Here is a 26,472-nt window from a genome sequence, read left to right as displayed (position 1 = left end):
TTTGCCTGATTAAAAGCCCAAGGCAAGAAATCACACAAATACATATCCAAAGCATACGGGCAGTACCAGAAGCACATCAGAAAATATTCAGACACAACAGGAAAAAATTGCGAAACCAAAAAAGTCAGAAACCCACGGGGCGTTTTTACCCAAGCAAAAACGGTATCTCCTGTGATAGGCAGACATGCAGCGAATCATGAATAAATAGATAATCCAAACGGGAGTCAGTACCACATAAGACACATAACGTCAATCGGTAGTTATATATTCATAATTAATTTGAATGGTTAAATCAAATATCCACACATATTCACACAATTCCAATATTAACCCACGATATTAATTATAATTCATTACATTGAAGTCGCAATTTCAGTTCAAGGATTCAAAAAAAGAAAAACATATATCATAGAACATGCCGATCATTCTCCAGAATATTACATGAAATAGGTAATAGAATTCACCCAATTTCCTGAGAAACGTCTACTATAAATCAACAAGGAGGTATTCTCGGTTTGTATCGTGAAAAAAAAATAGGTGTAGTCATACCCGCATATAACGAAGAGCTCCTCATCAAAAAGACCCTGAATTCAATACCCGATTATGTGGACCATGTCTATGTGGTAAATGATTGTTCTCCGGACCGCACCGGAGAAATAGTCAAGGAATATGCTGAGAATGACAACAGAGTAGTCCCCCTGTCACATGAAGTAAACAAAGGGGTCGGTGCAGCGATAGTCACCGGGTACCAGGAAGCCCTTAAAGGCGGCATGGACATCGCTGCTGTCATGGCCGGTGACAACCAGATGGATCCGATATTTCTCCCAAAACTTCTGGACCCCATCGTTGACGAAAAAGCTGACTACACTGTTGGTAACCGTCTCCTGAGCGCGGACTACCGCCATCAGATGAGCATGTGGCGCTTCTTTGGCAACTCAATACTCACCCTCCTCACAAAGATTGCATCCGGATACTGGCAGATGATGGACCCCCAGAACGGCTACACCGCCATTTCTGCGCGGGCCCTGGGACGCCTTAACTTCTCACAAATCTATCCCCGCTATGGATATTGTAACGACCTCTTAATCCAGCTGAATGTGTGGGGATTTAAGATGAAAAACATCCCTCACCCTGCCCGCTATGGGATGGAGACATCCGGGATAAAGTACTCATCCTACATCTGCAAGCTCTCCTGGCTCCTCCTGCGCAAGTTCCTCTGGCGCCTGAAGATGAAGTATGTCATCCTCAGCTTTCACCCGCTGGTATTCTTCTATATCCTGGGAACAATACTCTCAACGGTAGGAATTATAGCAGGAATCATCACCCTCTGGGAGAAGTTCATAACCGGAAACAATGTCCTTTTCGTACACGGCGTTCTGTCGTTCCTGGCATTCATGATGGGAATGATGTTCCTCTTGTTTGCCATGCTCTATGACATGGAGCAGGAGCGAAATGCAAATGGATGGTATTGATGTGCATACCTCAAACCAGGGGCCGGATACATGAAAATACTCATTGATATGGGACATCCGGCCCATGTCCACCTGTTTAAGAATTTTATTTGGGAGATGGAGACGCGAGGCCACGAAGTCAGGGTGACAGCCAGGGATAAGGAAGTAACACAAAACTTGTTAAAAGCATATAATATTCCTTATACATTAATTGAAGGAAAAAAACACAGTCTCATTCAGGAGTGGATTTCCCGGGATATACAAATGGCAAAATTTGCCAGAAAATCAAATCCGGATATTTTTTTGGGTGTGCTGAACCCCGTTACTGCACACTCTGCCAAAGTATTGAGAAAACCATCAATTACTCTGAATGATACTGAGCATGCAAAGATTGGAACGATTACAACATTGCCATTTACCACTGTTGCATTAACTCCATCCTGTTTTTTGAAGAACATTGGTAAAAAGCAGATCAGATATAACAGTTACCACGAACTTGCATACCTCCACCCGGACTATTTCACTCCCAACCCTGCTGTACTCAATGAGCTTGATCTGAAGAGAGAAGATACCTTCATGATCCTCAGATTTGTTTCCTGGAATGCAAGCCACGACAAAGGACAATCCGGCATTAAAGAGAAAATTAAGTTCGTTTCTGATCTGAAACAGTATGGGCGTGTGTTCATCACATCCGAAAATACTTTGCCCAGGGAACTGGAGCACCACCGCATTCAGGTTTCACCGGAGAAGCTGCATGACCTGCTGTACTACGCCGCGCTTTATGTGGGCGAAGGAGGCACAATGGCAGCGGAAGCGGCGGTGCTTGGGACACCATCTATTTTTGTGTCATCCCTTGCAGGGACGATGGGAAATTTCATCGAGCTTGAAGATACCTATGATCTCCTCTATAGTTTCACCGACAGCGACGCGGCATTTGTCCGGGCGGCGGAAATTCTCCGTAACTCTTCATGCAAGGAGGCATGGAGAATGAAACTGGAACGTCTGCTGAACGATAAGATTGATATAACTGCGTTTATGGTGTGGTTCACTGAAAATTATCCGCTGAGTATTGCCGAGATGAAAAAACATCCGGGAATACAATATTTCTGCACATCTGATTCTGGTGATGCCCAATGACTGCCATTCCTACAGGCACCTTTTTTTGCGGTATGAACAGTCATACTGCCATTGATCCACATCGCTTCATTTCCCGGTTTTTTGAGACTTCTATGAGATTAATGAGTTCTTTGATTTGTATAGGCAAAACGCGGGAGACTGGTTTCAGAGAGGTTGAAAACAGGAACTCCAGGACTAGGATCACTATGATGTGCCATCTCTGCATGAAGAACATCAATAAACACAGGAATCACCAATCATCGGGATCACCGATAAGATTGTATGATTGTGCGAATCTGTGGATTTATCGCCAAAAGTCTCTCTTCCGGGTCTATGCAGATGAATTTGCATCTGGTACAGGTACTGATGAGGCCTCTGGCTGCACGGATTGTGCAGTATTCTTCACCGATAATGATGCATTTTGTGAACGTTCAGTTGTTAATCCAACAGGCATGATGGATTCTCCCATTGCTATCCATGGGAAAAACCATTTTTATGATGGGAGGGGGATTGTCCATCCGGCAACTGAGAGAGGCCATTCACATGTTCAATAAGCAGATCTTTTCTTTGGCCCACAATATGCAGTGTTCACAATTTTCCTCAGATTATCAAAGATCGGTTAACAATCAATGGCGGCCGTACAAAGAGTTAAAAGAAGAGCAGGAGAAGCAGCTGAGGCACATGATCACCTTCTGCTATGAAAATGTGCCCTATTATCATAATCTATTCAAGTCCCTGAAACTGCAGCCGAAAGATATCAGGGCTACCCGTGACCTGGAGAAAATCCCCATTCTTACCAAAGACATAATTAAACAGCACTGGGAAGAGTTTAAACCCATAAATCTCTCTAAAATAAAATATTATACCAATGCAACAGGTGGATCAACCGGAACCCCCTTCACCTACAGAATATCCCGGCACGACAGATTCCTTAGCAGTGCTCTCCTTTACCGGGGGTGGGGGTATGGCGGCTATGAACTTGGTGACCGAATGGTCTTCCTTGCAGGATCGTCTCTTGGCTTCGATACAAAATCCAGGTTCACCACCCTCATCCATGAAACTGCCCGAAACCTAAGGAAACTCTCCTCCTTTGATATGGGTGAAGCGGAAATGCGTGAATATGTCCGGACAATAAATTCATTCCAGCCCAAATTCATCAGGGGATATGCTTCCTCACTCTATTTCTTTGCAACGTGGATTGAGGAAAACAATCTTACTGTGCACTCCCCAATCGCAGTATTTACAACATCTGATACTCTCTTTTCCAACATGCGAACGAAGATATCAGATATACTTGGGTGCGAGATCTATGACGGATATGGCCTGAACGATGGCGGAGTAAGTGCTTTTGAATGCCCTGAGCACATGGGTCTGCATATTGACACGGAAAGAAGTGTTATGGAGGTTGTCGATGGGAATGGACTCCAAATAGAGAGTGGAAAGGGACAGATTCTCTCAACGAGCCTGCACAATTACGCAATGCCATTCATACGGTACACCACCGGTGATGATGGCCACACAATTGATGATAACTGCGCATGCGGACGTGAGTACCCGTTATTAAAAGAGATTCGTGGAAGAACCACTGATATACTCGTTACTCCCGAAGGAAAAAATGTGCATGGGTGGTTTTTCCTGTATCTGTTATGGGAGTATGGAGAGGGAATTCGTGAATATCAGGTAATCCAGGAAACCGTTGAAAGAATCGTAATCAAAATAATTCCAGAGGAAACCTTTGATGAAAAACAATTGGATGCGATTCGCGAAATTACCAAAAAAAGAAGCAAAGGCTGGGTAATTGAATTCAAATTTGTTGATTCAATTGAACGAACAGGTGCAGGGAAGTACAAATTTATTGTCAACGAGGTGGGCAATGCCAGATAAAAATTTACTCGTGATAGCCAATAATTTCCCAAACAGAGATGACAGCTATACCGGCCAAATCTTTGTAAAAGAGCAACTGAAGTATTTGAAAGCAAATTTTCATGCGGTATATGTTATCTCACCCGTTGCATTCGGTATCGAAAAATTTCGAAAAACCACGTATGTAAATTACACATATGATAACGTCAGGGTATTTTTCCCAAAATATCTCAATATCCCCATTTTTTTCTATTATGGAAAAGCAGGGTGGTTACATCTGGCAAAAAAAGCAATTTTTGATCTTATTCAAAAAGAACAGATATCTATCGACGTAATTCATGCTCACTTTACCTGGCCTGCCGGGGCATTGGCAATTGAATGTAAAAAAAAGTATGATGTACCGGTAGTCATTACCGAACATGCTTCAACTACGTTTGAAAGAGCGATTGCTACACGGGACCACGCTTTTTTAACTACGTGGGAATTCGCAGATTCAATCATCCGGGTAAAGGAAGGAGACATTTCGGATATGTACACGGTTGGAATTGATCCTCAAAAGATCCGTTTTATTCCAAATGGCTTTGATGCTCAAAAATTCTACCCGATGGATAGTGAAATGTGTAAACAAAAGGTGGGGCTTCCACACAATAAAAAAATCATTCTGTATGTGGGAAATTTGTATACCGAAATAAAGGGGCATAAATATCTCGTTGATGCAGTCGCTGAGATCGTGAAACAGCGACAGGACATCCTGATTATTATTATCGGATCAGGAAGTCTTAAAAATACCATTGAAACTCAAATACACAGCTTAGGACTGGAAGAGTACATTACGCTTGCCGGGAGGAAACTCCACGGCGAGATCCCACTCTGGATGAACGCCTGCGATCTCTTTGTCCTCCCAAGTTTAAAAGAGAGTTTTGGCATTGTTCAACTCGAAGCTTTGGCTTGTGGCAAGCCTGTTGTTGCAACGAGGAATGGCGGCAGCGAGGAAGTCATCACTTCTGATGAATATGGTCTGCTTGTCAGTCCCGGTGACGCTATGGATCTGGCCGGCAAAATTTTGGTAGCGCTGGACCGGGAGTGGAACACGGACGCAATCCTTACGTATGCACAGCTGTTCACATGGGAACATGTTGCAAAGGAGATTATGGGCGTGTACGAGCACATTATGAGAGAAAATGTGTGATAAAAAGAAGGTCTTCGGATGCTAATAATGTAATTTCAGTTCGGATACAATCCCCGATTCTTCAACTAAATTTTTCCAGGTGAATTTTTTTGCGAGTTCTGTGTTATTTTTGCTCATTTCTTCTGCACGTATCGGATTGTGTATGAGCTCAGATATTTTTCCTGCCAGATCACGAGCGTCTCCGGATTCATATGTCAGACAATTTACATTGTCAATTAAGAATGCAGGTCTTGCCTCAATATTTGATACGATGATAGGTTTTCCGGCAGACAGATATTCATAGACTTTCCGATTCGAAAAAAAGTTATTGATTTTAGACATATAGTGGTTTTTATCATAGGGAATGATACAGACATCCATCTTATGCAATAAAAATAATGCATCTTTTTGGTTTATCCGGCCCGTAAATATAGTTTTTTTACTGCGGTATTGTGAAAAAATCTCATTTGCATTATACCCCTTTCCAATGATCAGTGCAGTTGTATTGTCGATTATTTCCACAGCATTACAAATATCATCGATTCTCATCACCGGTTCCCAGTTGCCGATAAACCCTACAATATATTCATTCTCAGGAATGTCCATGACTGGTTGCCGGTTTTTGGCGTCTTCTATTGCCTGAACGTCAACGCCATTTTGAAGGGGGAGACATTTATAGCGATACTCCGGGATCTGTGATTGTATTCCCTCACTTACGGTGAGTATTTTGTCTGTATGTTTCAGAATAAATTTGTCACACATTCTGGTGAATGCAGCCCGTAGATGCCTGTTTTGCTGGGTTAATTCCAGATTGTATCTGCCATGAAAATCATAGAATATTTTCACCTTTTGAACCTTTAAAAACGGAAACAGAAGTATGGTATCATATCCACGAAGAATTATGGAGGTAATATGTCTTTTATGAACAAATCTGATTATAGCGAGTGTCATCTGAACCCTGAAAAGAATGCCTTTCAATAATATCCCATTTCCTTCCAATGAAAACCTTGGCTTTATGAGGTTGTAGCCGTCTTCAACAGATGGGTTCTCCCCTTCTTTCATGATCAGTGAGGTGTCAGAAAAATAGGTTTTTATTTCATGAAACAGGCTGACTGCTCTTGTTGCCTGAGCACCGTTGTCGTCAGGAGAATACCCCATTAATACGAACAGAATTCGGGGATTCGTTGTTCGGTCCATATTATCACAATTAATTGCAGATTTTCTCAATTCAGTTTGTGGAATGAACGGTATGTATTGGTCACATGGCATGTAATGGTTTGGACTACCAAAGAGAGTCTGCTGTCCTCCGCCCCTCTGAGACAGAACCCCGGATGGAGGCAGTCCATTCCCCTGCCCAACGATTCGATTAGATTACATACCGACCAGAAACAGCGAGAAGTCACAGTATCAAATCATATCCCCAAGGGGTTTGCAGTGTATGGATACCGTTCAATAATCCCCATATTTGACTCCATTTTCAAAATACTACCGCAAAACGGCGGATAATACATTTTTTGGCTCTTCGTATTTTGTGTGGGTGATTATAAAACACAATTGTAGTGAATGCGACATCTCCCGAAAATTTGAAAAGCAGCGATCACATGCTCTGATGAATTCAGCGCAAAAGCCATAGATCTTCATATTTTGTCGATTTCAGAACCATACTGGAGCAATGGGGGTGCCAGCCCACCCCCATTGTGACCATCACCTGATGGGGGAGGGGCAGGCAGGGAAGAGGGCCACCCCCTCCCTTGCCTTTCAGTTCTTTATAGTTTCCCGTACGAAATAGGGAAGGCCATTTTTTATTGTGATAATTTCTCACCAGCCAACAACACTGATGTTCCCATTCGAATAAATCAGGTCATTCCGATTAACATAGCGGGTTAATTCCAGAGCATTTTCTGCAGTCGGATGGTAAATGTATCTATAATTGATATCGGTAATTATTATGCCGCTTTCAAGGAATGCTCTCTCTCTGATAATACTATAATCGTGGCTGTTGTTTCTGCTATAAAATCTATTGAGCATAGTACTATCGTAATAGGGAAGTTCGAATGTATCTGACAGACTACAATAATCCTGAATAAAGAACCGTGACGTCTGGTAATCCGATCCAAGGTTCGATCCATACGGTACCTTATCCAGAATAAAATTAAACCCATCCAGTTCTTCAGAATAAAAATACCGTCTTTGATCGGATGAATCGGGTATAACAACCCCATACAGAGATGCCACCATAAACAGGAAAACTGCAAAAAATATCAGTGAGTAGGCAATTTTTCGATGAGATCTGCTGCCCTGTGAATATGTCATCAGAACCATAAGTCCACAGGCCATTGAAAAAGCCATAAACGGGCTGATTAGTATCCAAAATCTATCGAGTCGGAATAAATGCACGATGGTTTCTGACGTGAAAATGGGATTGGGCAGGTACAATACTATGGTAATCAATGAAAATAATCCAATTACCGTGAGATACTTTGGTTTTTGCCTCCAGAGCATATATCCGATTCCGATTATTGCGAACACCGTGAATATGCTGATATCGAGATTATTATTGAGGAATATCAGAGCTGCATTTTCCTGACTCATCGCAGGGTCTGTCAATACCGTGTGTTTGGTTCCAATATCGAAGAAATTAAGATTCATACGGGCATTTGTCAGCCAATTCAGAAAATTCGTGGCAGCAAATAACCAATAGCCCAAAAACAGGACGATAATAAACTGCATAAAGTGCGTTGAAAAAAATGTTCTTTCTGTAAAAAAATATTCAACCACCATAAAAATGAGCAAAAGTATAACGATCTGTGCAATTGAAACCTGATGAACAAAGATAATGAACAGAACCATGAGTATTGCCAGGCCCTGAAATACCCGTTTATCCTTCTCTGTCCCCCCCTGTTTAAATATCAGGTAAAGCAGAATGACGAAGCCAATGTACGCAAAACTCCGTGTTATCGTCTGAATTCCTTCCAATACTACAACACTCGTCATGGAGTAGAACAAACATGTCAAAAGTGGTAACCGATCATCAGAGGTCAGGAATCTGAAGATGCAGAATATGAATAGAATCGTCAGGGCAAATAGTAGCGAAGTCACTAAAAAAAGCGTTTCCTGGATGGGTAGATTCAGGAGATTCGAGCATGCGGCAATAAAAATATGATACAGTGGAAATGGGGAGTATGTTGCCTGTAAGTCCAAAGGAATTGTGTGTCCGGACAACAGAGTAACTTTTGCCATGAATATATGGCTCATAACATCGGTAGTACTAAAATAAAGCGGATAACTGAATGTAACCCCGTATATGACATTTAGCATCGTGAAGATCGTTTCACCCAGGACGATACCAACACGGCATTTTTGTGAAACAATCTGTACCAAAATTATCGTATACAGCCCAAGTATGGAAACCAGGTAAATATGCCGCTCAATTCCCAGGACTAATATCATTAATGACACGATGAACAGCAGAGCGTAGATTTTGAATAGCACGGATTGACTGATCTTCGATATATCTGCTGCATGTATGCAATCACCATTTTTTGTGAATAGTTGATGCAGGAATACTGCAGCAATACCGAAAGGGATTGCCACTGCGAGTCCCCGTATGGAATAATCCCACCGGGAAAAAACCAATCCACCCAGAAGAAGACCCGCAATACTGATAGCTACCAATATCAGTGGCAAATGGCCTGCGAATTTCTTAATGTGTGAACTATCCATTTGCATGGATGATAGAGAGCTATCGTAATAATACCATTGGAGACCTGAGGGAGGCGAAAAACCACCACTAAAATCGGCAATCCAGCCGTGCAGATTAATTCACCAAAAATAGGAGAATCCAATCATGCAGGTAAATTCACCGTTTCTTTAGACATCTCCCGGCAGACATATCTCTAAACCCAGCTTCGTTGGAATGTATTCATCAGCTTCATGATTACATTGGTGGTGAACATCGGTTCTTCCGCTCATTGGTGCGGTGAATCCAAAAAACGGGTCTTCACTATTCAGAATGGTGAAAAATACAATTGGAGTGAACAAAACATCTCCGGGAACATCGAAAAGTGGAGATAACACGCTTTTCTGAGTTCTTCCATGAAAACCCATAATATTTCATATTTACGTATTAAGAACAATACCGGAGCAATGGGGGTGCCAGTCCACCCCCATTGCGGCCTGTCATATGACGGGGGAGAGTCCGGCAGAGAGGGGGAAACCCCTCCCTTGCCTTTCTATTTTGTGTTAATACTTCTCCACAGGAAACAGCGAAGAACCGTTTTTTCATTGGAAACATTCTCCACCGGGACGAGCAACCCGATTGGTTCAGAACATCTCCGGCAGGCGGACTCTGCAATGATACCAATACCATATAGTCTGCCGCATCATTTCCGATTCTCCTCGTGACAGATAGTTTGTTATCCACGTGTACTAATAGGTAGACAATTGATGCCCGCATCCGAGAACCATTCTTTTGCAAAAGATGTTCTAAAGCTCGTCACCGGCACCACCTTTGCCCAGATAATCACGGTGTTAGCCTCACCATTCCTTACTCGCCTCTATGGGCCCGAGGCATTTGGATTCCTTGCAATCTTCATTTCTATTACCAGCATCATCGGAGTCATTGCCTGCCTGCGCTACGAACTCGCAATCATGCTCCCGGAGGATGACCATGAAGCGGTAAGTATGCTGGGCCTCTGCATCCTCTGTGTCGCAATGGTCAGCGGACTTACCGTGCCACTTCTCTATTTCGGGGGAGATGCCATCCTCTCCCTCCTTAATGCACCCAATCTTGCACCGTACCTCATCCTCATTCCCCCCTTTGTCTTAATCAACGGCGTCTTTCTCGCGCTGAACTACTGGAACTCGAGAACAAAACATTTCGGACGCCTCTCGGTTGCCCGGGTCACCAAATCAATTACCTCAACGGGCACCCAGCTGGGGGCAGGATTTGCCGGGTTTGCAACAGGAGGAAGCCTCATTGGTGCAAGTCTGGTTGGGTCATCTGTCTCCACGGCAGTGCTGGGGGGGCAAATCTGGCGGGATGATCATTCCCTGTTGCGAAAGGGGACATCATGGAAAGGGATGATGACAGGGCTGAAACGCTACAAAGAGTTTCCCCTTGTGGATAGCTGGTCGGCGCTGCTGAACACAGTTTCGTGGCAGCTGCCGGCATTTCTTCTGGCAGCGTTTTTCTCCCCGGTTACCGTGGGATTCTATTCCCTGGGATTTATGGTGCTTCAGCTTCCGATGAATCTGATCGGCGGCGCTATCGGACAGGTTTTCTTCCAACAGGCATCAGTTGAACACAGAACCGGAGATCTTGCCATGTTGGTCGAAAAAATATCCGAGGTTCTCCTGAAAATAGGGTTACTCCCAATACTGATACTGGCAATTGCCGGACCGGATATTTTTTCAGTGGTATTTGGAGATGAATGGAGTGAAGCGGGATTATATGCACAAATATTAAGCTTTTGGACCATTATCTGGTTTTTATATTCACCATTAAGTAAGATCTACATTGTATTGGAAAAACAACGGTATGGACTGATATTTAATGGGATGAACATCATCACACGATTTTTATCGCTGGTCCTCGGCGGCATTGCAGGAAGCGTTGTTATCGCTCTTGGTCTGTTTTCACTATCAGGAATTCTGGTTTATGGTACATTTTGTTTCATCCTCATTCGTATGGCAGGCGTGCCGCGAACAAATATCATCAGAGTCATTGCCAGATCATGTGTCATCACCATTCCGGCAATCATAATCCTCATATCTGCAAAAATAGCTGCCCTCGATTCGTTTTTTATCTTTATATTATCCTGCGGATTGATGATTGGTTATTACCTATATATGATTAAGAAAGATCCAGGCATTGGTGCATTTCTTCCGTTTTGATGTAATCGAATTGTCATCCCCATTTTATTTGTCAAATATCCACACAAATATGGGTCACATTACAGAATATTGTGCAATCCAGTCGGACAGTCGAATTCAGCAATCAATTGGGGGGATTCAAATGAGCAGTCTAATTCGACAATTCAATCTGGTAATCCAATCTAATCCAATCAGCAGCCAAATTCATAAATTGAATAGGGATTCAATTCGCCAGTCTAATTCGACGATTTTATCGGGAAATCCATCCGGTGTCTAATTCAACAATCAATTGGGAAATTCAAATTATACCGTCAAATCCGGCAATCAATTATGCAATCCAAATATCGAATGGTAATACCAAATGCAAGAGAGAACGTGAATTAAAAACCAAGGAACCCAAAAAAGAATCCCTGTATATTTAGAGAGGCATTTTTCGATAATATTGAACGGAGGCTTTCTCAGATGATCTGGAAAGATTATTTTAGCACCCCATATTTTCAGCATCAAAATTCAAATATTCTGACGGGAAAGAAAAATAATTCCTTCCGAAATATTGTCAACAGTTAGTTATTCATCCATTTATTCATTCAATCATTTTATTCGTCCATTTATTGATTCAACAAGGCCTTCCTGAGGTATCCGGTAAACGTCTGGCTAATCCAAAAATATTTTTGCGCGAAAGAAAAGAACTATAACAAAATTCGAAAAAATATCAAAAAAAGGATTGAATATCCCGGTATTTTTGCAATCAGATCAAAGCATTAAAGTAAATTTTAGAGAAACTTTATCTAGCATTTTACAAGTTAGGTGGGCAGAATATGACGTTTACTAAAACGTTGCGATACCTTTTTAAAAGAACAGGAAACGAATGAAACCAAAAACAATAGTCACTGTCATTCCGGCATATAACGAAGGGCTCACTATTGGGAGTATGATACTGGGGAGTTTAAAATATTTCTCTGATATGACCCACGGAATCATTCAACTGTTTGTGAAAATCGGAAAGAGGTTCCAGTCCAATTCCTCAGGAGTGAGTGCTGCATGATCATTGCTGCCATGCCTGCATATAATGAAGAACAGTGTATTGCACAAACCATCCTTGGTGCAAAAAAATATGTTGACACGGTTCTCATTGTGGATGACGGTTCATCTGATGCAACCGTTGAGATTGCTAAAGCCCTCGGTGCAATGGTTATCCAGCATAAGACCAACAAGGGATATGGCGGGGCCCTTCAGACAATATTCAGGACAGCAGAAGAGCTGAATGCAGACATCCTTATAATTCTGGATGCAGACGGCCAGCACAATCCTGATGACATCCCAAAATTCCTGAATGCATTTAAAAGCAGAGAGTGCGACCTCATCATTGGTTCACGATTCCTGAATGAGGCAAAGGATTCAATCCCCGGTTACCGGAAAGTCGGAATGAAAGTACTTGACACAGCGACAAATTTCGCTGCATCAAGCACATTGCCAAATGTATCTGATTCTCAAAGCGGATTTCGGGCTTACAACAAAAAAGCAATCAAAACAATTAGTCCCACCCTCTCAGGAAATGGTATGTCAGCAGGGTCAGAGATCCTCCTCCACGCAAGTGAAGCAACCCTGCAGATCTGTGAGGTGCCCATTCATGTCCGCTATGATCTTGAGGAGACATCATCAGAAAACCCTGTCAAGCATGGCATGATGGTTCTCTACAACATCATTGGATACATCAGTTTAAAGCGCCCCCTCTGGTTCTTTGGCCTTCCCGGAACCATTCTGACCATTGGAGGATTTGCTGTTGGAATATATGTCCTCAGCGAACTGCACAACTACGGCATATTCCATTATGTTATGGCAATTCTTTGCGTTCTCGCCATGATTTTTGGGATGCTCTTGTTCACGTCCGGACTGATTCTGAATTCGATTGTTAAGCTGATTCAGATGAATAAATAGAACGATTACACTCTGTTTGATAAAAATGAATACAATATCAGTGATTATTCCGGTGAAAAACGGAGAAGCCAATTTAGATTCATGTTTAAATGCAGTTTTTAATCAAACCCTAAAGCCAAATGAAGTAATTATCGTTGACGGTCATTCTACAGATAAAACAATAGAAATAGCTCAAAAATATCCTACGAAAATCATATTTGAAGATTATGGGACAGTTGGCGGAGCAAGGCAACTGGGCGTTCAAAAAGCCGAAAATAAATTTGTGGCATTTACAGATGCTGATTGTATTCCAAATCCAGACTGGCTTGAAAACCTAGTAAAAGAATTTTCAGATGATATTGTTGGTGTCGGAGGAGGCATACAAAATATTGGCAAGGGGATCTGGGAAAAATCAATTGCATACGCATTAGATTCATTTTTAGGAAGTGCAAATTCAGTTCAGGACAGGGTATTAAAAAATAAGCAGTTTGTCAAGAGTATCAGTGGCTGCAACAGCATGTATCGGAGAGATGATGTCCTCAAAATTGGTGGTTATAATACAAGTTACTCCATGAATGAGGATACGGATCTCAATAAAAGATTACTGAAATTTGGCAAGATACTCTATACACCTGATGCTATTGTTCTTCATAACCAAGACAGGAATCTAACCCAATTTGTAAAAAGAATGTATTCATTTGGTTTTGGAAGAGGGAAGAATAAACTATTTGATTTACAGACCATCCCCCCAGTCGCAGCGTTATTTACGGTAATCTGCCTATTCATATCCCCACAGATATTCCTGTTATTATTACTGCTCTATTTTGCAGTATTGGTATTTTTTGATTTTCTGATTTTGTCTAAAGCAAAAAGCATTGTCTATCTGTTCACGATTCCAATAATCTTCATATTAGAACATGTTTCTTATTCATTCGGTTTCTGGAGAGGAATCATTAAAGGATATTCAGGTGGTAAAATATGAAAATATATTTGTTAAATCCCCCATATTTCCCACATTTCGGGAGAGGGGCACGGTGGCAAGACACAGGAAGAGGAGGGACACTCTACTATCCAATATGGTTAGCCTACGCGACTGCTGTACTTGATCAGAATCACGATGTTAAGCTTGTCGATGCTCCTGCATGGGACTGGAATGTTGATTCCGTACTTTCAGATATCAATGGATTTAAACCAGATCTGATAGTGATCGATAGTAGTTTTCCAAGTATGAACAATGATATCGGAGTTGCAGAATCCATTAAAACAAAGAATCCTGATTCATTAGTCGTGCTGGTCGGTCCGCCAACATCACAATATCCAGACAAAATTCTTGAAAGTCCGGGCGTCGATATCATTGCTCGCTGGGAATATGATTTCACTCTGCAGGAAATCGCAGATGCACTGGAACAAAATGCATCCCTCCACACAATCAGTGGAATCTCATACAAAGCAGAGGGAAAAGTAATTCACAATCCTAACCGTGAATTTTCCAAATCAGAAGATCTTGACAAGATCCCATTCGTTTCAAAAATTTATCAAAAATACCTTAATATTGATGATTATTTCCTTGGCCAGTCACTGTACCCGGAAATTCAGATTTTCACTGGAAGGGGCTGCCCGAACCAGTGCACATTCTGTGCCTGGCCCCAGACACTTATGGGGAGAAAATACCGGACACGGAACATTGAGAGTGTTCTGGATGAAGTCGAGTGGATTCAGAATAACCTCACTATAAAAGAAATCTTCTTTGAGGATGACACCTTCACCATCAGTAAAAATCGGGTGATGAAATTTTGCGATGGTTACCATAAACGAAACCTAAACATCATCTGGTCATGTAACGCCCGGGCCGACACTCTTGATCTCGAAACCATGAAAGCAATGAAAAAGGCGAATTGCCGATTGCTGATATCTGGATTTGAATCAGGAAGTGAAGAAATATTAAAAGCGATAAAAAAAGGAATTACTGTTGATCAGATCCGTATTTTCTCTCAAAATGCAAAAAAAGCAGGATTATTAGTTCATGGAGATTTTATCATCGGCCTTCCCGGTGAAACAAAAGAGACTATCGAAATGACAAAACGATTAATCAGGGAAATAAAACCTGAGATACTTCAGGTTGCAGTCGCTTCGCCATTCCCGGGCACAGAATTTTATTTTTGGTGCAAGAAAAATGGCTTTCTTCTCACTGAGGATCCCAATGATTATCTAGATCATGATGGACACCAGAAAGCAATTATTTCATACCCATGCCTGAGCAATGATGCAATGGTGCATGAGGTAAATGGTATTTTGCGAGGTTACTACCTTTCGCTGGGATATATACCACTTGCAGTTAAGCAAATATTCAAGAAGGATGCCATAGCCGAAATAAAGAGACTTTGGTTTTCTGCAAAAATGTTTCTAAATTACACTGCAAGGAGCTAATATCATGAAAATTGGATATTTTATAAACCATTTCCCCTATTTAGAAACTGACGCATCCACTGATGATCTTCAACATTATCATTGTGGGGGAGCAGAAAATGCAGCATATTATTTATCGTTAGAAATGGCCAAAAGAGGCCATGATGTAACTGTTTTTACTACCTCCCCAACTTCAAAGTTTATTGTTGAAGAAAATAAAAACATAAAAATATTGAGATATGGTACAAATTTAAAAATTGGAACATCAAACATTTCTTGGAAACAACTCAATGCATCTATTGACCGAAATTTTGATTTAATCCATACTCACTTTGATCTTGCACCATGTCCACTCGCAGGTTTAAGATACGCAAAAAGAGCGAATCTACCTTTGATAATCACATACCACGGCGATTGGGTCGATGACTATGGCGGGATTATCCGTCGATTAGGCGTTGCAATAAATAATAGATATTTAGTCGATAAGATCTTGAATTATGCAACATGCATTATTTCTCCTTCAAAAACGTATATCGACAGATCACGCTATTTAATTCCATACAAAAACAAGACTATCGCCATTCCTAACGGAGTGAATATAAATGACATTTCTGTTCATGATCCCAAAAATGAATGCAGAATAAAAGCTGGACTACCAACGGATGGAAAAATAGTCCTTTTCTTTGGCTTTCTTGCACCATATAAAGGACCAGATATATTGGTGAAATCCTTGCCAACGATCCTTGCTGCGGTGCCTAATACCAAATTAATTTTTGCTGGAAAAGGGGTAATGCGTCATGAACTTGAAAAAATTTCACGAGATTTAGGGGTTGAAAATAATATCTTGTTTAAAGGATATATTGAAGATGAACTAAAACCTTTCTTTTATGCTTCAGCAGATGTTTTTGTTCTTCCTTCAATAATGGCTACAGAATGCTATCCATTAACGATTTTAGAATCTATGGCATGCGGTACTCCGATTGTTGCATCTGAAATAGGCGGTATCCCCGATAGTGTTGAAAATTATAAAAATGGATTCTTATGCAAGCCCAATGACGAAAATGATCTAGCACAAAAAATAATCCAATTACTTACTGACAAAAAAATTCAGGAAAATATGACAAGCTATTGTTTATCAAAAATCTCTGATTATTCATGGGAAAAAATTGCAGAACAAACAGAGTCATTATATGAGGAGGTATTACATTGAAAATTTGTTTAATTGGCGAATTTGATGATCGATTAGACGAAGGCATGAAAAATACTTCCACACATTATTATAAAGAGTTAATAAAAAGAAACGATGTCTTAAAAATTAATATTAAAGAAATTAATCATCTAGAATTTTGGAGAAACATATATGCATACAAACCTGATATTATCCACTATTTACATGGACCTACCGAAAAAAGTTTTATTTTATTGAAATTAATCTCAAAAATCTGTTCTAATCCAAAAACAGTAATGTCAGCTATGAATCCCTCATTTAGCAACTCATTTAGATGGTTTATTAATTTTTGTAGGCCTGATATTGTTCTTGTTCAATCTAATAATACACAAAAAATGTTTTTAGATTTAGGGCTAAAAACCGTATTTATTCCTGGTGGAGTTGATATTGAAAAATATAAACCAAATAATAGAGATGAAAAACGGAAACTCAGAACTAAGTATGGAATAGATCAAGATTCATTTGTAATACTACACATAGGACCTATCAAAGAAAATCGAAATATTCAAGAATTTATATCAATAAAAGAAAAAAACAATACTGTAATAATTGTTGGTTCTAAATCTGCAGGGATTGATCCAAGATTATTTAATAACTTAAAAGATTCAGGGTGCATAGTTATTGACAAGTATTTACCAAACATTGAAGAGATTTATGCCCTTTCTGATTGCTATTTTTTTGCAGCAAAATACAAAAGGAGTTCTTCTGGAATAAAAGAATCCTCGGGAATTGAAATACCCCTCACTGTCCTTGAAGCCTTAGCATGTGACATTCCCACAATATCTACAAAATATGGTGGATTAGAGCAAATATTTACAGAAAAACCTTCCAATTTATTCTTTATCGATGACTCATCAGAAATTTTAGAAGCTATTAACCAAATAAAAAAGAATGATTACAAATCCTCTAGAGAACTGATAAATAAATTTTCATGGTCTCAAATAGTAAATGAATTGGAAATAAATTATAATAATTTGTTAAATGAGGAAATCAAATGAAAAAAGCACTCTACATATGCTTCACTGGAATTGATGGGTCAGGTAAAACAACGGTATCTAAAAAATTACAAACCGAATATGCCTCTAGGGGTTTCAGTACAAGATACCTCCATAATAGATATAACCCAGTATTACTGTATATCCCTAATCTAATTGGGAAAAAATTGTTTCTTAGCAAAAGTGATTATTATAAAAATTATATAAATCATTCCAATGCGAAAAAGGAGATATTTAAGAATAGTCTTTTATCCAATATTTACCAAAATCTGCTAATTATTGATTATTTTTTGCAGACATACCCTAGCTTAATCTATTCTTTGATAAAATATGACATTGTAATCTCAGATCGATATATTTATGATACTGTACTAACTGACCTGGCAGTAGATTTTAACAATTCAGATGAGAAGAATAGGTCAATCTTATCTAGATCCTTTAATTTTTTTCCAAAACCGAGTCTGTGTTTTTTTATTGATATTCCTGAAGATATTGCCTTTAAAAGAAAAAATGACACACCTAGTATTGATTATTTGATTGATAGAAAAAATCAATATTTAATGGTTTCAAAAGAAAATGATATGATTATCATCAATGGTAATCAAGAATTAAATACAGAAATTAAAGATGTCAAAAAAGTAATTGATGAGAAAATATTATGTCGGTAAAAGTACTTGCAATCGGTATTGATGCATTGGATCCAATTCTGCTTAAAAAATTTTTACCAGAACTCCCAAACTTTAAAAAATTAATTGATAATGGTGCATTCCCTGAATACAAAGCAATATTTCCCTATGATTCAGTTCCTTTATGGACTAGCATTTATACTGGACTTGACCCAGCAAATCACGGAGTTTTAAAGACATCTAAGTCTTTTGAAAAAAGTATTATTAATGTTCAATCCATTGAGGGAAAAACATTTTGGGATATAGCGAGTCAAAATGGAAAAAAGGTTTGTATAATTAATCCATTTGTTGCTTATCCACCTTGGGAAGTAAATGGGATTATGGTTAGCGGACCTGTTGGTTTTGATGGAGATGCAAAGACATTTCCTGAACACTTAGGGTTAAATCAAAATTTACCAAAGTTGGGGGGAGTACATACAAAATATCCATTAGAAAATGAATTAGATGAATTTTATAGAGAAATATATTCCATTACTCAAAATCAATTTAAATATGCAATAAATCAGTTAAGATCTCAAGATTGGGACCTTGGTTTTGTATGCTTTACAACTTTAGATAGCATTAAGCATTTTTTTTGGAGATTTTATGATGAAAAAGATCCAACTTACCCAGGTAATAACAAATATGAAAATGTAATACTAGATTATTATAAGCTATTTGATCATATAATAAGTGAATTCGTAAAAATCGAATCTAATTTTATTATGGTATTTAGTGATCATGGCCATCAAATGAGGTCCACGCAACTAGTCAATATTAATGAAATTTTAAGGAAAAATGGATTTTTAATTACCAACAATAATAATTCAGATTTTTCAAATATTTATATCCAGGGAAAATTAAAGTCAAAGGTACTAGACATAATTTACGCCACTTCCTTAGATTCTTTAGCATTAAAAATTTCAAGACATTTTCCTTGTGTTAGCAAAAAAATTCAAAAATCAGATTATTCAATTAATTATATCAAAAGTAAGGCTTACACATCAGATCTTGTGGGAATGAATCCCTGTGGTGGAATAAATTTGAATATTGAACAAATAAATGATGCTGATTATGAACCATTAAGAGAAAATATTATTGCTTGCATAAAAAATGAGCTGAATTCTAGAGAGAGAAAATATCTGAAATGGATTTGTAAGAGAGATGATGTATATTGTGGTCCACATCTAAGTGATCTCCCAGATATCTTATTTGAGCTTAATGATGGTTATGGAGTGAATTGGGATATATACACTGAATTAGTAACAAATTGTTATGCCCATAGATTGATTTCTGGTGGCCATAAACAAAATGCCACATTTATTGTTGGTGGTAAAGATCATGAAAAGTTGGTAGGTATCAATGAAAGAACAATTACTTCTTTAGATATTGCACCAATTATTTTAAACCTCTTGGAAGTATCTAATGATGGAAAATTTGGTAGCAAAAATATCTAATTGTCCAATAAATGGCGAACCACTGGTAACAATCATTACACCAACGTATAATCATGAAAAATACATTGAGAAGTGCATTGAGAGTGTTCTTTCTCAAACATATACTAATTGGGAGATGATAATTGTAAATGACGGTTCTACAGACAGGACAGAAGAAAAAATATTCAATATCAAGGATAAAAGATTACGATACATAAAAAAAACAAATGGAGGTATCTGGAAATTAAATGAAGTGTATAATTTGGCCCTTAAATTATCCAAAGGTAAATACATTGCGGTTCTTGAGGGTGATGATTATTGGCCGTCGACTAAGTTAGAGAAACAATTACAGTTATTTAATGATAAAGAAGTAGTTCTTTGTTGGGGTAAAACCGAAATTGTAGACGCTTCCGGAAATCATATGCGATACCATCCAAAAGAAAAATATTTCAAATTAGATTCGGATTATCAAAAAATAAGAGAATTACTACTATTTAATTACATTCCTGCCTGTACTGTGATGATAAAAACAGATGCATTAAATTCAATAGGTGGTTTTATTCAGTATCATAATACTCCATACGTGGATTATCCTACCTGGCTAAAATTATCTCTAAAAGGAAAATTTGCTTCTTCTAGTGAAATTCTTGGCATATGGAGATGGCATTCTGCTCAAGCAACAAAAAATTTAAAGGTTGAATTAACAAAAGGGACTATAATATCGATTTCATATTATGACAATCTTCCTATCGATTTTAAAGAAAAACTATCAATTTCAAGGGAAGATATTGAGCAGAATTATTTAAACCGTTTAGAAAAATCGAAAATCTATTCTGCTATTTTTTACATAAGTGAACATGATTGGGTTAAAGCTAAAGATAAAATTAATTCTGTTCAATACAGGAATTTGAAAATCTTTATCATGACTGTTGGGATATTAATTTATTATTACATCATGAAGGTAGTTTGCAGATTAAAAATTGTTGAAAAATTAGATTCATAAAATATAGACAATTAATAATGATGCATACTTGGACAAATTTATGATTCAAATTACAATTGATTTTGTTTCTTTTGCAAACATTATTTACACATTTTGAGGTGAGATAGATTGACAATAAAAATCAATCCAAAATTAATTCCAAAAGTATTAATTATATCCTGTTTGATTTTTTTGATTATTGATCTAACTTTTATAGTCTGCACACCTGAGGCACAAAGTTATGAAATATCAATATACAATGCATTCCCAAATATATTTTGGATAAATTTGATATCATTATTCTTTTTTAGTTCATCATTATTTATATTTGGTAATCACATTAATATCAATAAATATTTTAAATTTTTAGGGCTACTTTTAATTTTATCATACTATTTTATCATTATATGTATTCCAATGTTTAGAGGTTACCCATTTGCTGATCCTCAAGATTTGAATGTGCATCTTGCGCATCTAAATGAATTAGTAATTAATGGGAATATTGGTAATTTAAATATATATCCTGGAATACATATACTTTTTGAAGTCATAGAATTATTTACAAATTTAAATCAATATATGGCAGGTACAATAATCACCATTCTTTTTATTTTTGTATTTATTAGTGGAATCTCTATTCTCTCTGAAAAAGTAACTAACTCTCAAAGCGTATCCTCATTGTGCCTCGTTTTAGCATCTATCCCAATATTTGGATATGGATATTATTTTCATCCCAGCATCGATTCGATCCTATTAATACCCACAATATTATTTGTTTATTTCAATATTATATGGTCTAAAAGGAACACGAATCAATATTCATTAGTTTTAATGGTTTTAATATTTTCTGAGATATTTTATCATCCAGTTACACTAATATATATAATACTAATAATAATGTCACTGACATGTTTTAGATTTATTCAAGTAAATTATAATCTGAGAAAAAAAGGAAAAAACAATCATTTAGTAAATTTTAATTCGTTTAAACCAATAATTCCAATCATTGCATTAACAATATTTGCCACATTTATATTAAATTTCAACTACATAAGACAAACAATAAAAATTATATATCAATATGTCTTTAATGACATTGGTACATCATTTTATGAAGTGCAAACTGAATTACTTTCTAGGTCTGAACTTACCCTGCAACAATCACTTTATTATTATGTAAACATATATGGCCCAATCAGCATACTAGCATTTATATTGTTCATTTTTTTTATTGTTATCTTATATGATATGAAAATAAGAAAAGAAGTTTTGCAGAATAACGGAATTAAATATTTTTTTCAATTATGTTTAATTACAACATTAATGAGCATAATACTATTTTTCATTCAATCAGTTGCAGCCAATGTGCTTCGAATATTAAGTATTCCGCTTATATTTACAATTATTTTAGATAGCATTTTTATCTCAATGGTATTTGAAAGATTAAGAAATAGAAAAAAAGCTCAACATTTTTTTAATATTCTACTATCGATAATCATATTGTTGTTAGTAATTCTGACTACATACAATTATTACCCATCTCCAACGAATGCAAAGCAAAATATCCAAATTACTAATGCTGAATTACAAGGAGTAAATTGGTCTATGGAACATATTGGAAATAATTTCTGTACAAAATATACTTATATTCCATTATATAACTTGCAAAAAAGAAATATATTACTTTCAGAATGGGATCAAAAAGCTAAATTTTATAGAGATAATTATATACCATCTCATTTTGGTTATGATAAATACCAGTACATATCAGATGCTCTAAACAATGAAGAATTATTTATTGTTTTTGGGAAAAGGGATTTTCTTTTTAAGTATAAACTCCCAAAATCTGTTTGGAATAAACTAAACAGAATATATGAATATGAGGATTTGAATAAATTATTAAATGATCATACAATTAATAAAATATATTCTGGTGGAGAATCATATTATGTCTGGAAAACTAGTGCTTAATCAATCATTTAATTTTGAATAATTCATATCACACACCCTTTCCACAGGTGAACTATTTTTGGCCGAATATAAGCACCTGTCATACAGTTGTGCCCCCGATCATTCGTACTAAAATCCACCCTTGAACAATTATCCATCGCAAGATTTAGCACGTATAACCCAACGTTGCCAGTTGACAAGAAATAAGAGTGTTCTTAGCAATGTTTGAATCGGTCAAATGCAAACAGAACTAAGAACTATTCACATTGAGCTGAACGAAAATATATCCTTTCCTATCGGTACCATTTTCCTAGTCGGAAGACTGTATGAAATCCTCAATTTCACCGAGATATTTGGGAAACACAAGAATAACAGGAGAGAGCAACAAACTAATCAATGCTCTTGTCAGCTACAAACTGACAGATAACTTCAGCACAAAACGATCTCACTAATGGATCAACTGTCCTGAAGTTCTTGCTGAATTCACTCTCCCTTCATTCAATGAACGGACCCTGTATCGCGTCCTTGAAGCCCTTGGCGCCAACCGTGATGAAATCATCTCTGATATGCAGGATGTTCTTTTTGATAGGTATAATTTTTAGCATACCAACATCAACATAGACTGGACCAGTATTGTGCTTCATGGCACTGAGGCCAAGCTTGGAAAATATGGGTACAGTCAGGATCACCGGCCGAATAAAAAACAGATCACGATAGGAGTCACAGAACTTGCCGACCCAATCAATATCCCGATAGGGATGACAATCGAACCCGGCAATCTCAATGATCAGACGCACTTCAAGAAGACGTATCTGCAGTCAAGCGGCAGGCTCAGAGGGGGGCCTCTCGTGATCTTCGACAAAGGAGCGAGCATTGTCGCTAATAGCCAGATGATTCGGGCAGATAATTTGCAATAAATAACCGGAAAGAAGCTCAACAAGAGTGATGACAAGATAATCGCTGAATTTGAAACGTATGGTCCTCAAGTTATTGATGAGGAATCAGGGATCCGCGGGATTATAATTGAGAAGCCGAGCAGCACGAATTATCTTTACTTCTCGAAAAAGCTGCAGAAAGAGCAGCTTGAATCCAGAGCCAGAAAAATAGTCAGGGAGATCAGAGAAGCAAGGGCCATTCAGGAAAGCATTGACAAAAATAAGAGTCTTCAAAAGCGATTCCGGATAAACAATATCCTTGTGGATCTGGACTACTCAATCCAGACCAAGCTGATTGGACTCTCGGAGGAGGATGCCATCAAGCTTCTTGAAGAGAAGTTCATCACCGGTAGAGAAGAATTCTTCCGCCTGAAATCGAGCAAAAATTTGACACTTACCGAAGCCCTTCTGACGTACCGAAAAAAGGACTCTATTGAGAAGATATACAACTCTCTCAAGAATGAAATCGAGATCAAACCGTTGTGTGTATGGACAGATAACAGCATTTACGGTGCGTTGATTATTGGGTTTATTGCTCAGCGATTTGTCTCACTGATCCGATTTGAGATTCCAAAACAGAAGTAAACGTCGACAAAATTCATCAAAAAGGCGTTATCGAATTTGACAGTTACCATAGATTCGTGGAAGAGAAAGACAAAAAATGCATTCAATCGAATTTTGATGCCATAAATGCGATGATCTTGCATCATAATTGGGCAATTTCGTGATTTGGTTGGGTGAAAAACACAAACTGTCAAATTCATTATCCCGACGAAAATTCTGAAAAATTTGATCGATGTAGCGGATAGTCTTCTTGACCGACTGAAATCAAAGTGGCAAACTTAGGTAACAATGAAGTGGACTTTTTTCCTATTCAGTCGGGTGAGGGAATTCTCATTTTTGATGCGAGCGGAGAATAAAACAGATTACGAATCTGAATGATTAGTTGAAGAATATATCCCGACTTGGGGGAGGAGTACGAAAAATACTATTGTTGAAAGGAGACATGCGGAAAGTCGGCCTAACGTAAACTATAAAAAATCTTTAACAATTCTTTTTTAATCATACCCACATATCTCCGATCTTCTTCATCAGGAGCAGCGTAGAATGTTAAAACATAGGACAGTAAAATAGCAATTCCACTTGTAAGTAAAAGAATTAATCCAGATGTATACATTTTCAATATGAACATTATAATAACATCAACAAAAAGCAGGAAAATGATGAAAATGAATGTATTCTTATGAAATGGCCATATATTAAATAGTGTTCCCACTTCAACCAATTTTGCGCTGTTTCTCACAATTTCCGCAAACATAATTGCAAAAGCAATACCCCACATATAAATCGGACCCAGCCAAAAACCGATAATAAGGGCTGCAATAAGCCCAATGATTCCATTAATGATCTCAAACCTTTGATTCCCGGTCATATTGAGAAGAGTCCCATTAGGACCAACAAACGAACTAAAAAAACTGGATATTAAAATTAGTGAAAAAATTATATACCCACCCTCATATCCTTTCCCTAAAATTGCTAATATAAAATCGCCATTCATTATCGTAAAAACAGCTATTGGCAATACCAAATAAGCATTCAGTCTCGTAACTTTATGGAAAGCATATTTTATGTTTTCATAGTTCTTTTTATCCCAGGCTTTTGCAAAATCAGGCATGACAACTTTTGCAAAAACATCACCAAGCATACCTGTGGCAGTACCAAGGACAAGCGCAATAGATAATACAGCAACACTTTCAAATGTTCCAAAATATCCCTGTAATACCCGGGATAAGGATCCAAATAATCCATATGATATTTGAACCATGTAAAATGGGATGCAGTAACGAATAATTGCAAAATTCACCCTAGGCAAAGCAATTTTTGAAAGAGTGTAGGGGAGTACAAGCAAACAATACGCAAACAGCAGCGCAACAAGATAACTCAAATATCCCTGTATAAAAAAATTGACAGCAATAATAAACAATACTACATTCAGAATCCTAAAAAGTAATACTAAGAAGAAACCCCGATCAGTCTTGGAAAGACCTACATAGTAAGATCTAATTACCTCAAAAATAACCATTAAATATGAAATCAGAATGATAATAATAATCAAAGGAAGGGATATGGTTTCTTTCAATAAAAAAGCCGAAATAGGGGCTATGATACAATAGAGTGCACTAATTGTCCAAAAGGTTTCAGAGAATAAATTTCCATCTTTGTTCAGAGTATGCATATATTTTGGTAAAAAAAACTGCACTCCAAAACAGGCAAAAACCATAATTGTTGATGAAAAACCATAGTAATAATTTGCCTTCCCAAAATCTGTAGCACCAAGATAGCTTGCTGCAAAAATTTGAAAGCCAAACCCAATAAGTGCACTGATGACAAACCAAAAAAAACTCGTGAAGGACTGCTTTATCATGGTTCCTCTTTAATGACAATATCCATAATCACATACAATATATATCGTATTCCATTCCACC

The 26,472-nt window shown here is 37.8% G+C and carries 19 protein-coding genes and 1 pseudogene; 16 read left to right on the top strand and 4 right to left on the bottom strand.

Annotation, left to right across the window (positions count from 1 at the left end; genetic code table 11):
• Positions 1–515 precede the first annotated feature (515 nt).
• Genes OU421_RS10615 through OU421_RS10595 form a run of 5 tightly spaced genes read left to right on the top strand, consistent with a single transcriptional unit; the run spans position 516 to position 5,619 of the window.
• On the top strand, positions 516–1,472 hold the full coding sequence (locus tag OU421_RS10615) for a glycosyltransferase family 2 protein (RefSeq protein WP_268186065.1): 957 nt from the start codon (positions 516–518) through the stop codon (positions 1,470–1,472).
• 30 nt (positions 1,473–1,502) lie between these two features.
• Positions 1,503–2,588, top strand: a complete 1,086-nt coding sequence (locus OU421_RS10610; protein ID WP_268186064.1) for a DUF354 domain-containing protein — start codon at positions 1,503–1,505, stop codon at positions 2,586–2,588.
• Positions 2,585–3,121, top strand: coding sequence for a hypothetical protein (locus OU421_RS10605; protein WP_268186063.1), 537 nt, complete (start codon positions 2,585–2,587; stop codon positions 3,119–3,121). Before OU421_RS10610 ends, OU421_RS10605 begins: the two co-directional genes overlap by 4 nt.
• Positions 3,122–3,146: 25 nt before the next feature.
• Positions 3,147–4,451, top strand: a complete 1,305-nt coding sequence (locus OU421_RS10600) for a phenylacetate--CoA ligase family protein (RefSeq protein WP_268186062.1) — start codon at positions 3,147–3,149, stop codon at positions 4,449–4,451.
• Entirely contained in the window at positions 4,441–5,619 is a 1,179-nt protein-coding gene (locus OU421_RS10595) for a glycosyltransferase family 4 protein (protein WP_268186061.1), read from the top strand. The genes OU421_RS10600 and OU421_RS10595 overlap by 11 nt, the downstream gene beginning before the upstream one ends.
• A gap of 21 nt (positions 5,620–5,640) precedes the next feature.
• On the opposite strand, the gene OU421_RS10590 is transcribed toward OU421_RS10595, so the two are convergent.
• The 3 genes from OU421_RS10590 to OU421_RS10580 form a co-directional block, all read right to left on the bottom strand.
• The gene (locus OU421_RS10590; RefSeq protein WP_268186060.1) at positions 5,641–6,795 is read right to left on the bottom strand and encodes a glycosyltransferase family 4 protein; all 1,155 of its coding nucleotides are present in this window, start codon (positions 6,793–6,795) and stop codon (positions 5,641–5,643) included.
• A 621-nt stretch (positions 6,796–7,416) separates the two neighbouring features.
• A complete protein-coding gene (locus OU421_RS10585) occupies positions 7,417–9,321 on the bottom strand; it encodes a glycosyltransferase family protein (RefSeq protein WP_268186059.1) in 1,905 nt (634 codons plus the stop codon).
• Between the two features lie 147 nt (positions 9,322–9,468).
• Positions 9,469–9,705, bottom strand: coding sequence for a hypothetical protein (locus OU421_RS10580; RefSeq protein ID WP_268186058.1), 237 nt, complete (start codon positions 9,703–9,705; stop codon positions 9,469–9,471).
• A 339-nt stretch (positions 9,706–10,044) separates the two neighbouring features.
• On the opposite strand from OU421_RS10580, the gene OU421_RS10575 reads away from it, so the two are divergent.
• The 11 genes and pseudogenes from OU421_RS10575 to OU421_RS10525 all read left to right on the top strand — a co-directional run bounded on the left by OU421_RS10575 (position 10,045) and on the right by OU421_RS10525 (position 24,714).
• On the top strand, positions 10,045–11,493 hold the full coding sequence (locus OU421_RS10575; protein ID WP_268186057.1) for a lipopolysaccharide biosynthesis protein: 1,449 nt from the start codon (positions 10,045–10,047) through the stop codon (positions 11,491–11,493).
• 1,020 nt (positions 11,494–12,513) lie between these two features.
• A complete protein-coding gene (locus OU421_RS10570; RefSeq protein WP_268186056.1) occupies positions 12,514–13,410 on the top strand; it encodes a glycosyltransferase family 2 protein in 897 nt (298 codons plus the stop codon).
• A 25-nt stretch (positions 13,411–13,435) separates the two neighbouring features.
• Entirely contained in the window at positions 13,436–14,371 is a 936-nt protein-coding gene (locus tag OU421_RS10565) for a glycosyltransferase (protein ID WP_268186055.1), read from the top strand.
• Entirely contained in the window at positions 14,368–15,816 is a 1,449-nt protein-coding gene (locus tag OU421_RS10560) for a B12-binding domain-containing radical SAM protein (RefSeq protein ID WP_268186054.1), read from the top strand. The genes OU421_RS10565 and OU421_RS10560 overlap by 4 nt, the downstream gene beginning before the upstream one ends.
• 4 nt (positions 15,817–15,820) lie before the next feature.
• Complete coding sequence (locus tag OU421_RS10555; RefSeq protein WP_268186053.1) at positions 15,821–17,005, top strand: glycosyltransferase family 4 protein; 1,185 nt, start codon at positions 15,821–15,823, stop codon at positions 17,003–17,005.
• A complete protein-coding gene (locus OU421_RS10550; protein WP_268186052.1) occupies positions 17,002–18,021 on the top strand; it encodes a glycosyltransferase in 1,020 nt (339 codons plus the stop codon). The genes OU421_RS10555 and OU421_RS10550 overlap by 4 nt, the downstream gene beginning before the upstream one ends.
• Positions 18,018–18,686 carry a nucleoside/nucleotide kinase family protein gene (locus OU421_RS10545; protein WP_268186051.1) on the top strand — a complete coding sequence of 223 codons (669 nt, stop codon included), beginning with the start codon at positions 18,018–18,020 and terminating at the stop codon, positions 18,684–18,686. Before OU421_RS10550 ends, OU421_RS10545 begins: the two co-directional genes overlap by 4 nt.
• Positions 18,677–20,140 carry an alkaline phosphatase family protein gene (locus OU421_RS10540; protein ID WP_268186050.1) on the top strand — a complete coding sequence of 488 codons (1,464 nt, stop codon included), beginning with the start codon at positions 18,677–18,679 and terminating at the stop codon, positions 20,138–20,140. Before OU421_RS10545 ends, OU421_RS10540 begins: the two co-directional genes overlap by 10 nt.
• Positions 20,109–21,122 carry a glycosyltransferase family 2 protein gene (locus OU421_RS10535; RefSeq protein WP_268186049.1) on the top strand — a complete coding sequence of 338 codons (1,014 nt, stop codon included), beginning with the start codon at positions 20,109–20,111 and terminating at the stop codon, positions 21,120–21,122. The genes OU421_RS10540 and OU421_RS10535 overlap by 32 nt, the downstream gene beginning before the upstream one ends.
• A 108-nt stretch (positions 21,123–21,230) precedes the next feature.
• Positions 21,231–23,072 (top strand): hypothetical protein, encoded by a 1,842-nt coding sequence (locus OU421_RS10530; protein ID WP_268186048.1) that lies wholly within the window; start codon positions 21,231–21,233, stop codon positions 23,070–23,072.
• Between the two features lie 217 nt (positions 23,073–23,289).
• A pseudogene (locus OU421_RS10525) lies at positions 23,290–24,714 on the top strand (IS1634 family transposase).
• A 293-nt stretch (positions 24,715–25,007) separates the two neighbouring features.
• Here OU421_RS10525 and OU421_RS10520 read toward each other — a convergent pair.
• Complete coding sequence (locus OU421_RS10520) at positions 25,008–26,411, bottom strand: lipopolysaccharide biosynthesis protein (protein ID WP_268186047.1); 1,404 nt, start codon at positions 26,409–26,411, stop codon at positions 25,008–25,010.
• Between the last annotated feature and the right edge of the window lie 61 nt (positions 26,412–26,472).

It is taken from the genome of Methanogenium organophilum (assembly GCF_026684035.1).
Lineage (GTDB): Archaea > Halobacteriota > Methanomicrobia > Methanomicrobiales > Methanomicrobiaceae > Methanogenium > Methanogenium organophilum.
This window is presented reverse-complemented; position numbering and strand designations above follow the sequence as displayed.

Bases quoted from the DNA above. Each gene is read 5' to 3' on its own strand.
- OU421_RS10600 (WP_268186062.1), top strand. From the start codon at position 3,147: ATGCAGTGTTCACAATTTTCCTCAGATTATCAAAGATCGGTTAACAAT.
- OU421_RS10535 (WP_268186049.1), top strand. From the start codon at position 20,109: ATGATGGAAAATTTGGTAGCAAAAATATCTAATTGTCCAATAAATGGC.
- OU421_RS10540 (WP_268186050.1), top strand. From the start codon at position 18,677: ATGTCGGTAAAAGTACTTGCAATCGGTATTGATGCATTGGATCCAATT.
- OU421_RS10555 (WP_268186053.1), top strand. From the start codon at position 15,821: ATGAAAATTGGATATTTTATAAACCATTTCCCCTATTTAGAAACTGAC.
- OU421_RS10595 (WP_268186061.1), top strand. From the start codon at position 4,441: ATGCCAGATAAAAATTTACTCGTGATAGCCAATAATTTCCCAAACAGA.
- OU421_RS10575 (WP_268186057.1), top strand. From the start codon at position 10,045: ATGCCCGCATCCGAGAACCATTCTTTTGCAAAAGATGTTCTAAAGCTC.
- OU421_RS10610 (WP_268186064.1), top strand. From the start codon at position 1,503: ATGAAAATACTCATTGATATGGGACATCCGGCCCATGTCCACCTGTTT.
- OU421_RS10585 (WP_268186059.1), bottom strand. From the start codon at position 9,321: ATGGATAGTTCACACATTAAGAAATTCGCAGGCCATTTGCCACTGATA.
- OU421_RS10560 (WP_268186054.1), top strand. From the start codon at position 14,368: ATGAAAATATATTTGTTAAATCCCCCATATTTCCCACATTTCGGGAGA.
- OU421_RS10570 (WP_268186056.1), top strand. From the start codon at position 12,514: ATGATCATTGCTGCCATGCCTGCATATAATGAAGAACAGTGTATTGCA.
- OU421_RS10605 (WP_268186063.1), top strand. From the start codon at position 2,585: ATGACTGCCATTCCTACAGGCACCTTTTTTTGCGGTATGAACAGTCAT.
- OU421_RS10565 (WP_268186055.1), top strand. From the start codon at position 13,436: ATGAATACAATATCAGTGATTATTCCGGTGAAAAACGGAGAAGCCAAT.
- OU421_RS10520 (WP_268186047.1), bottom strand. From the start codon at position 26,411: ATGATAAAGCAGTCCTTCACGAGTTTTTTTTGGTTTGTCATCAGTGCA.
- OU421_RS10590 (WP_268186060.1), bottom strand. From the start codon at position 6,795: ATGGACCGAACAACGAATCCCCGAATTCTGTTCGTATTAATGGGGTAT.
- OU421_RS10545 (WP_268186051.1), top strand. From the start codon at position 18,018: ATGAAAAAAGCACTCTACATATGCTTCACTGGAATTGATGGGTCAGGT.
- OU421_RS10580 (WP_268186058.1), bottom strand. From the start codon at position 9,705: ATGGGTTTTCATGGAAGAACTCAGAAAAGCGTGTTATCTCCACTTTTC.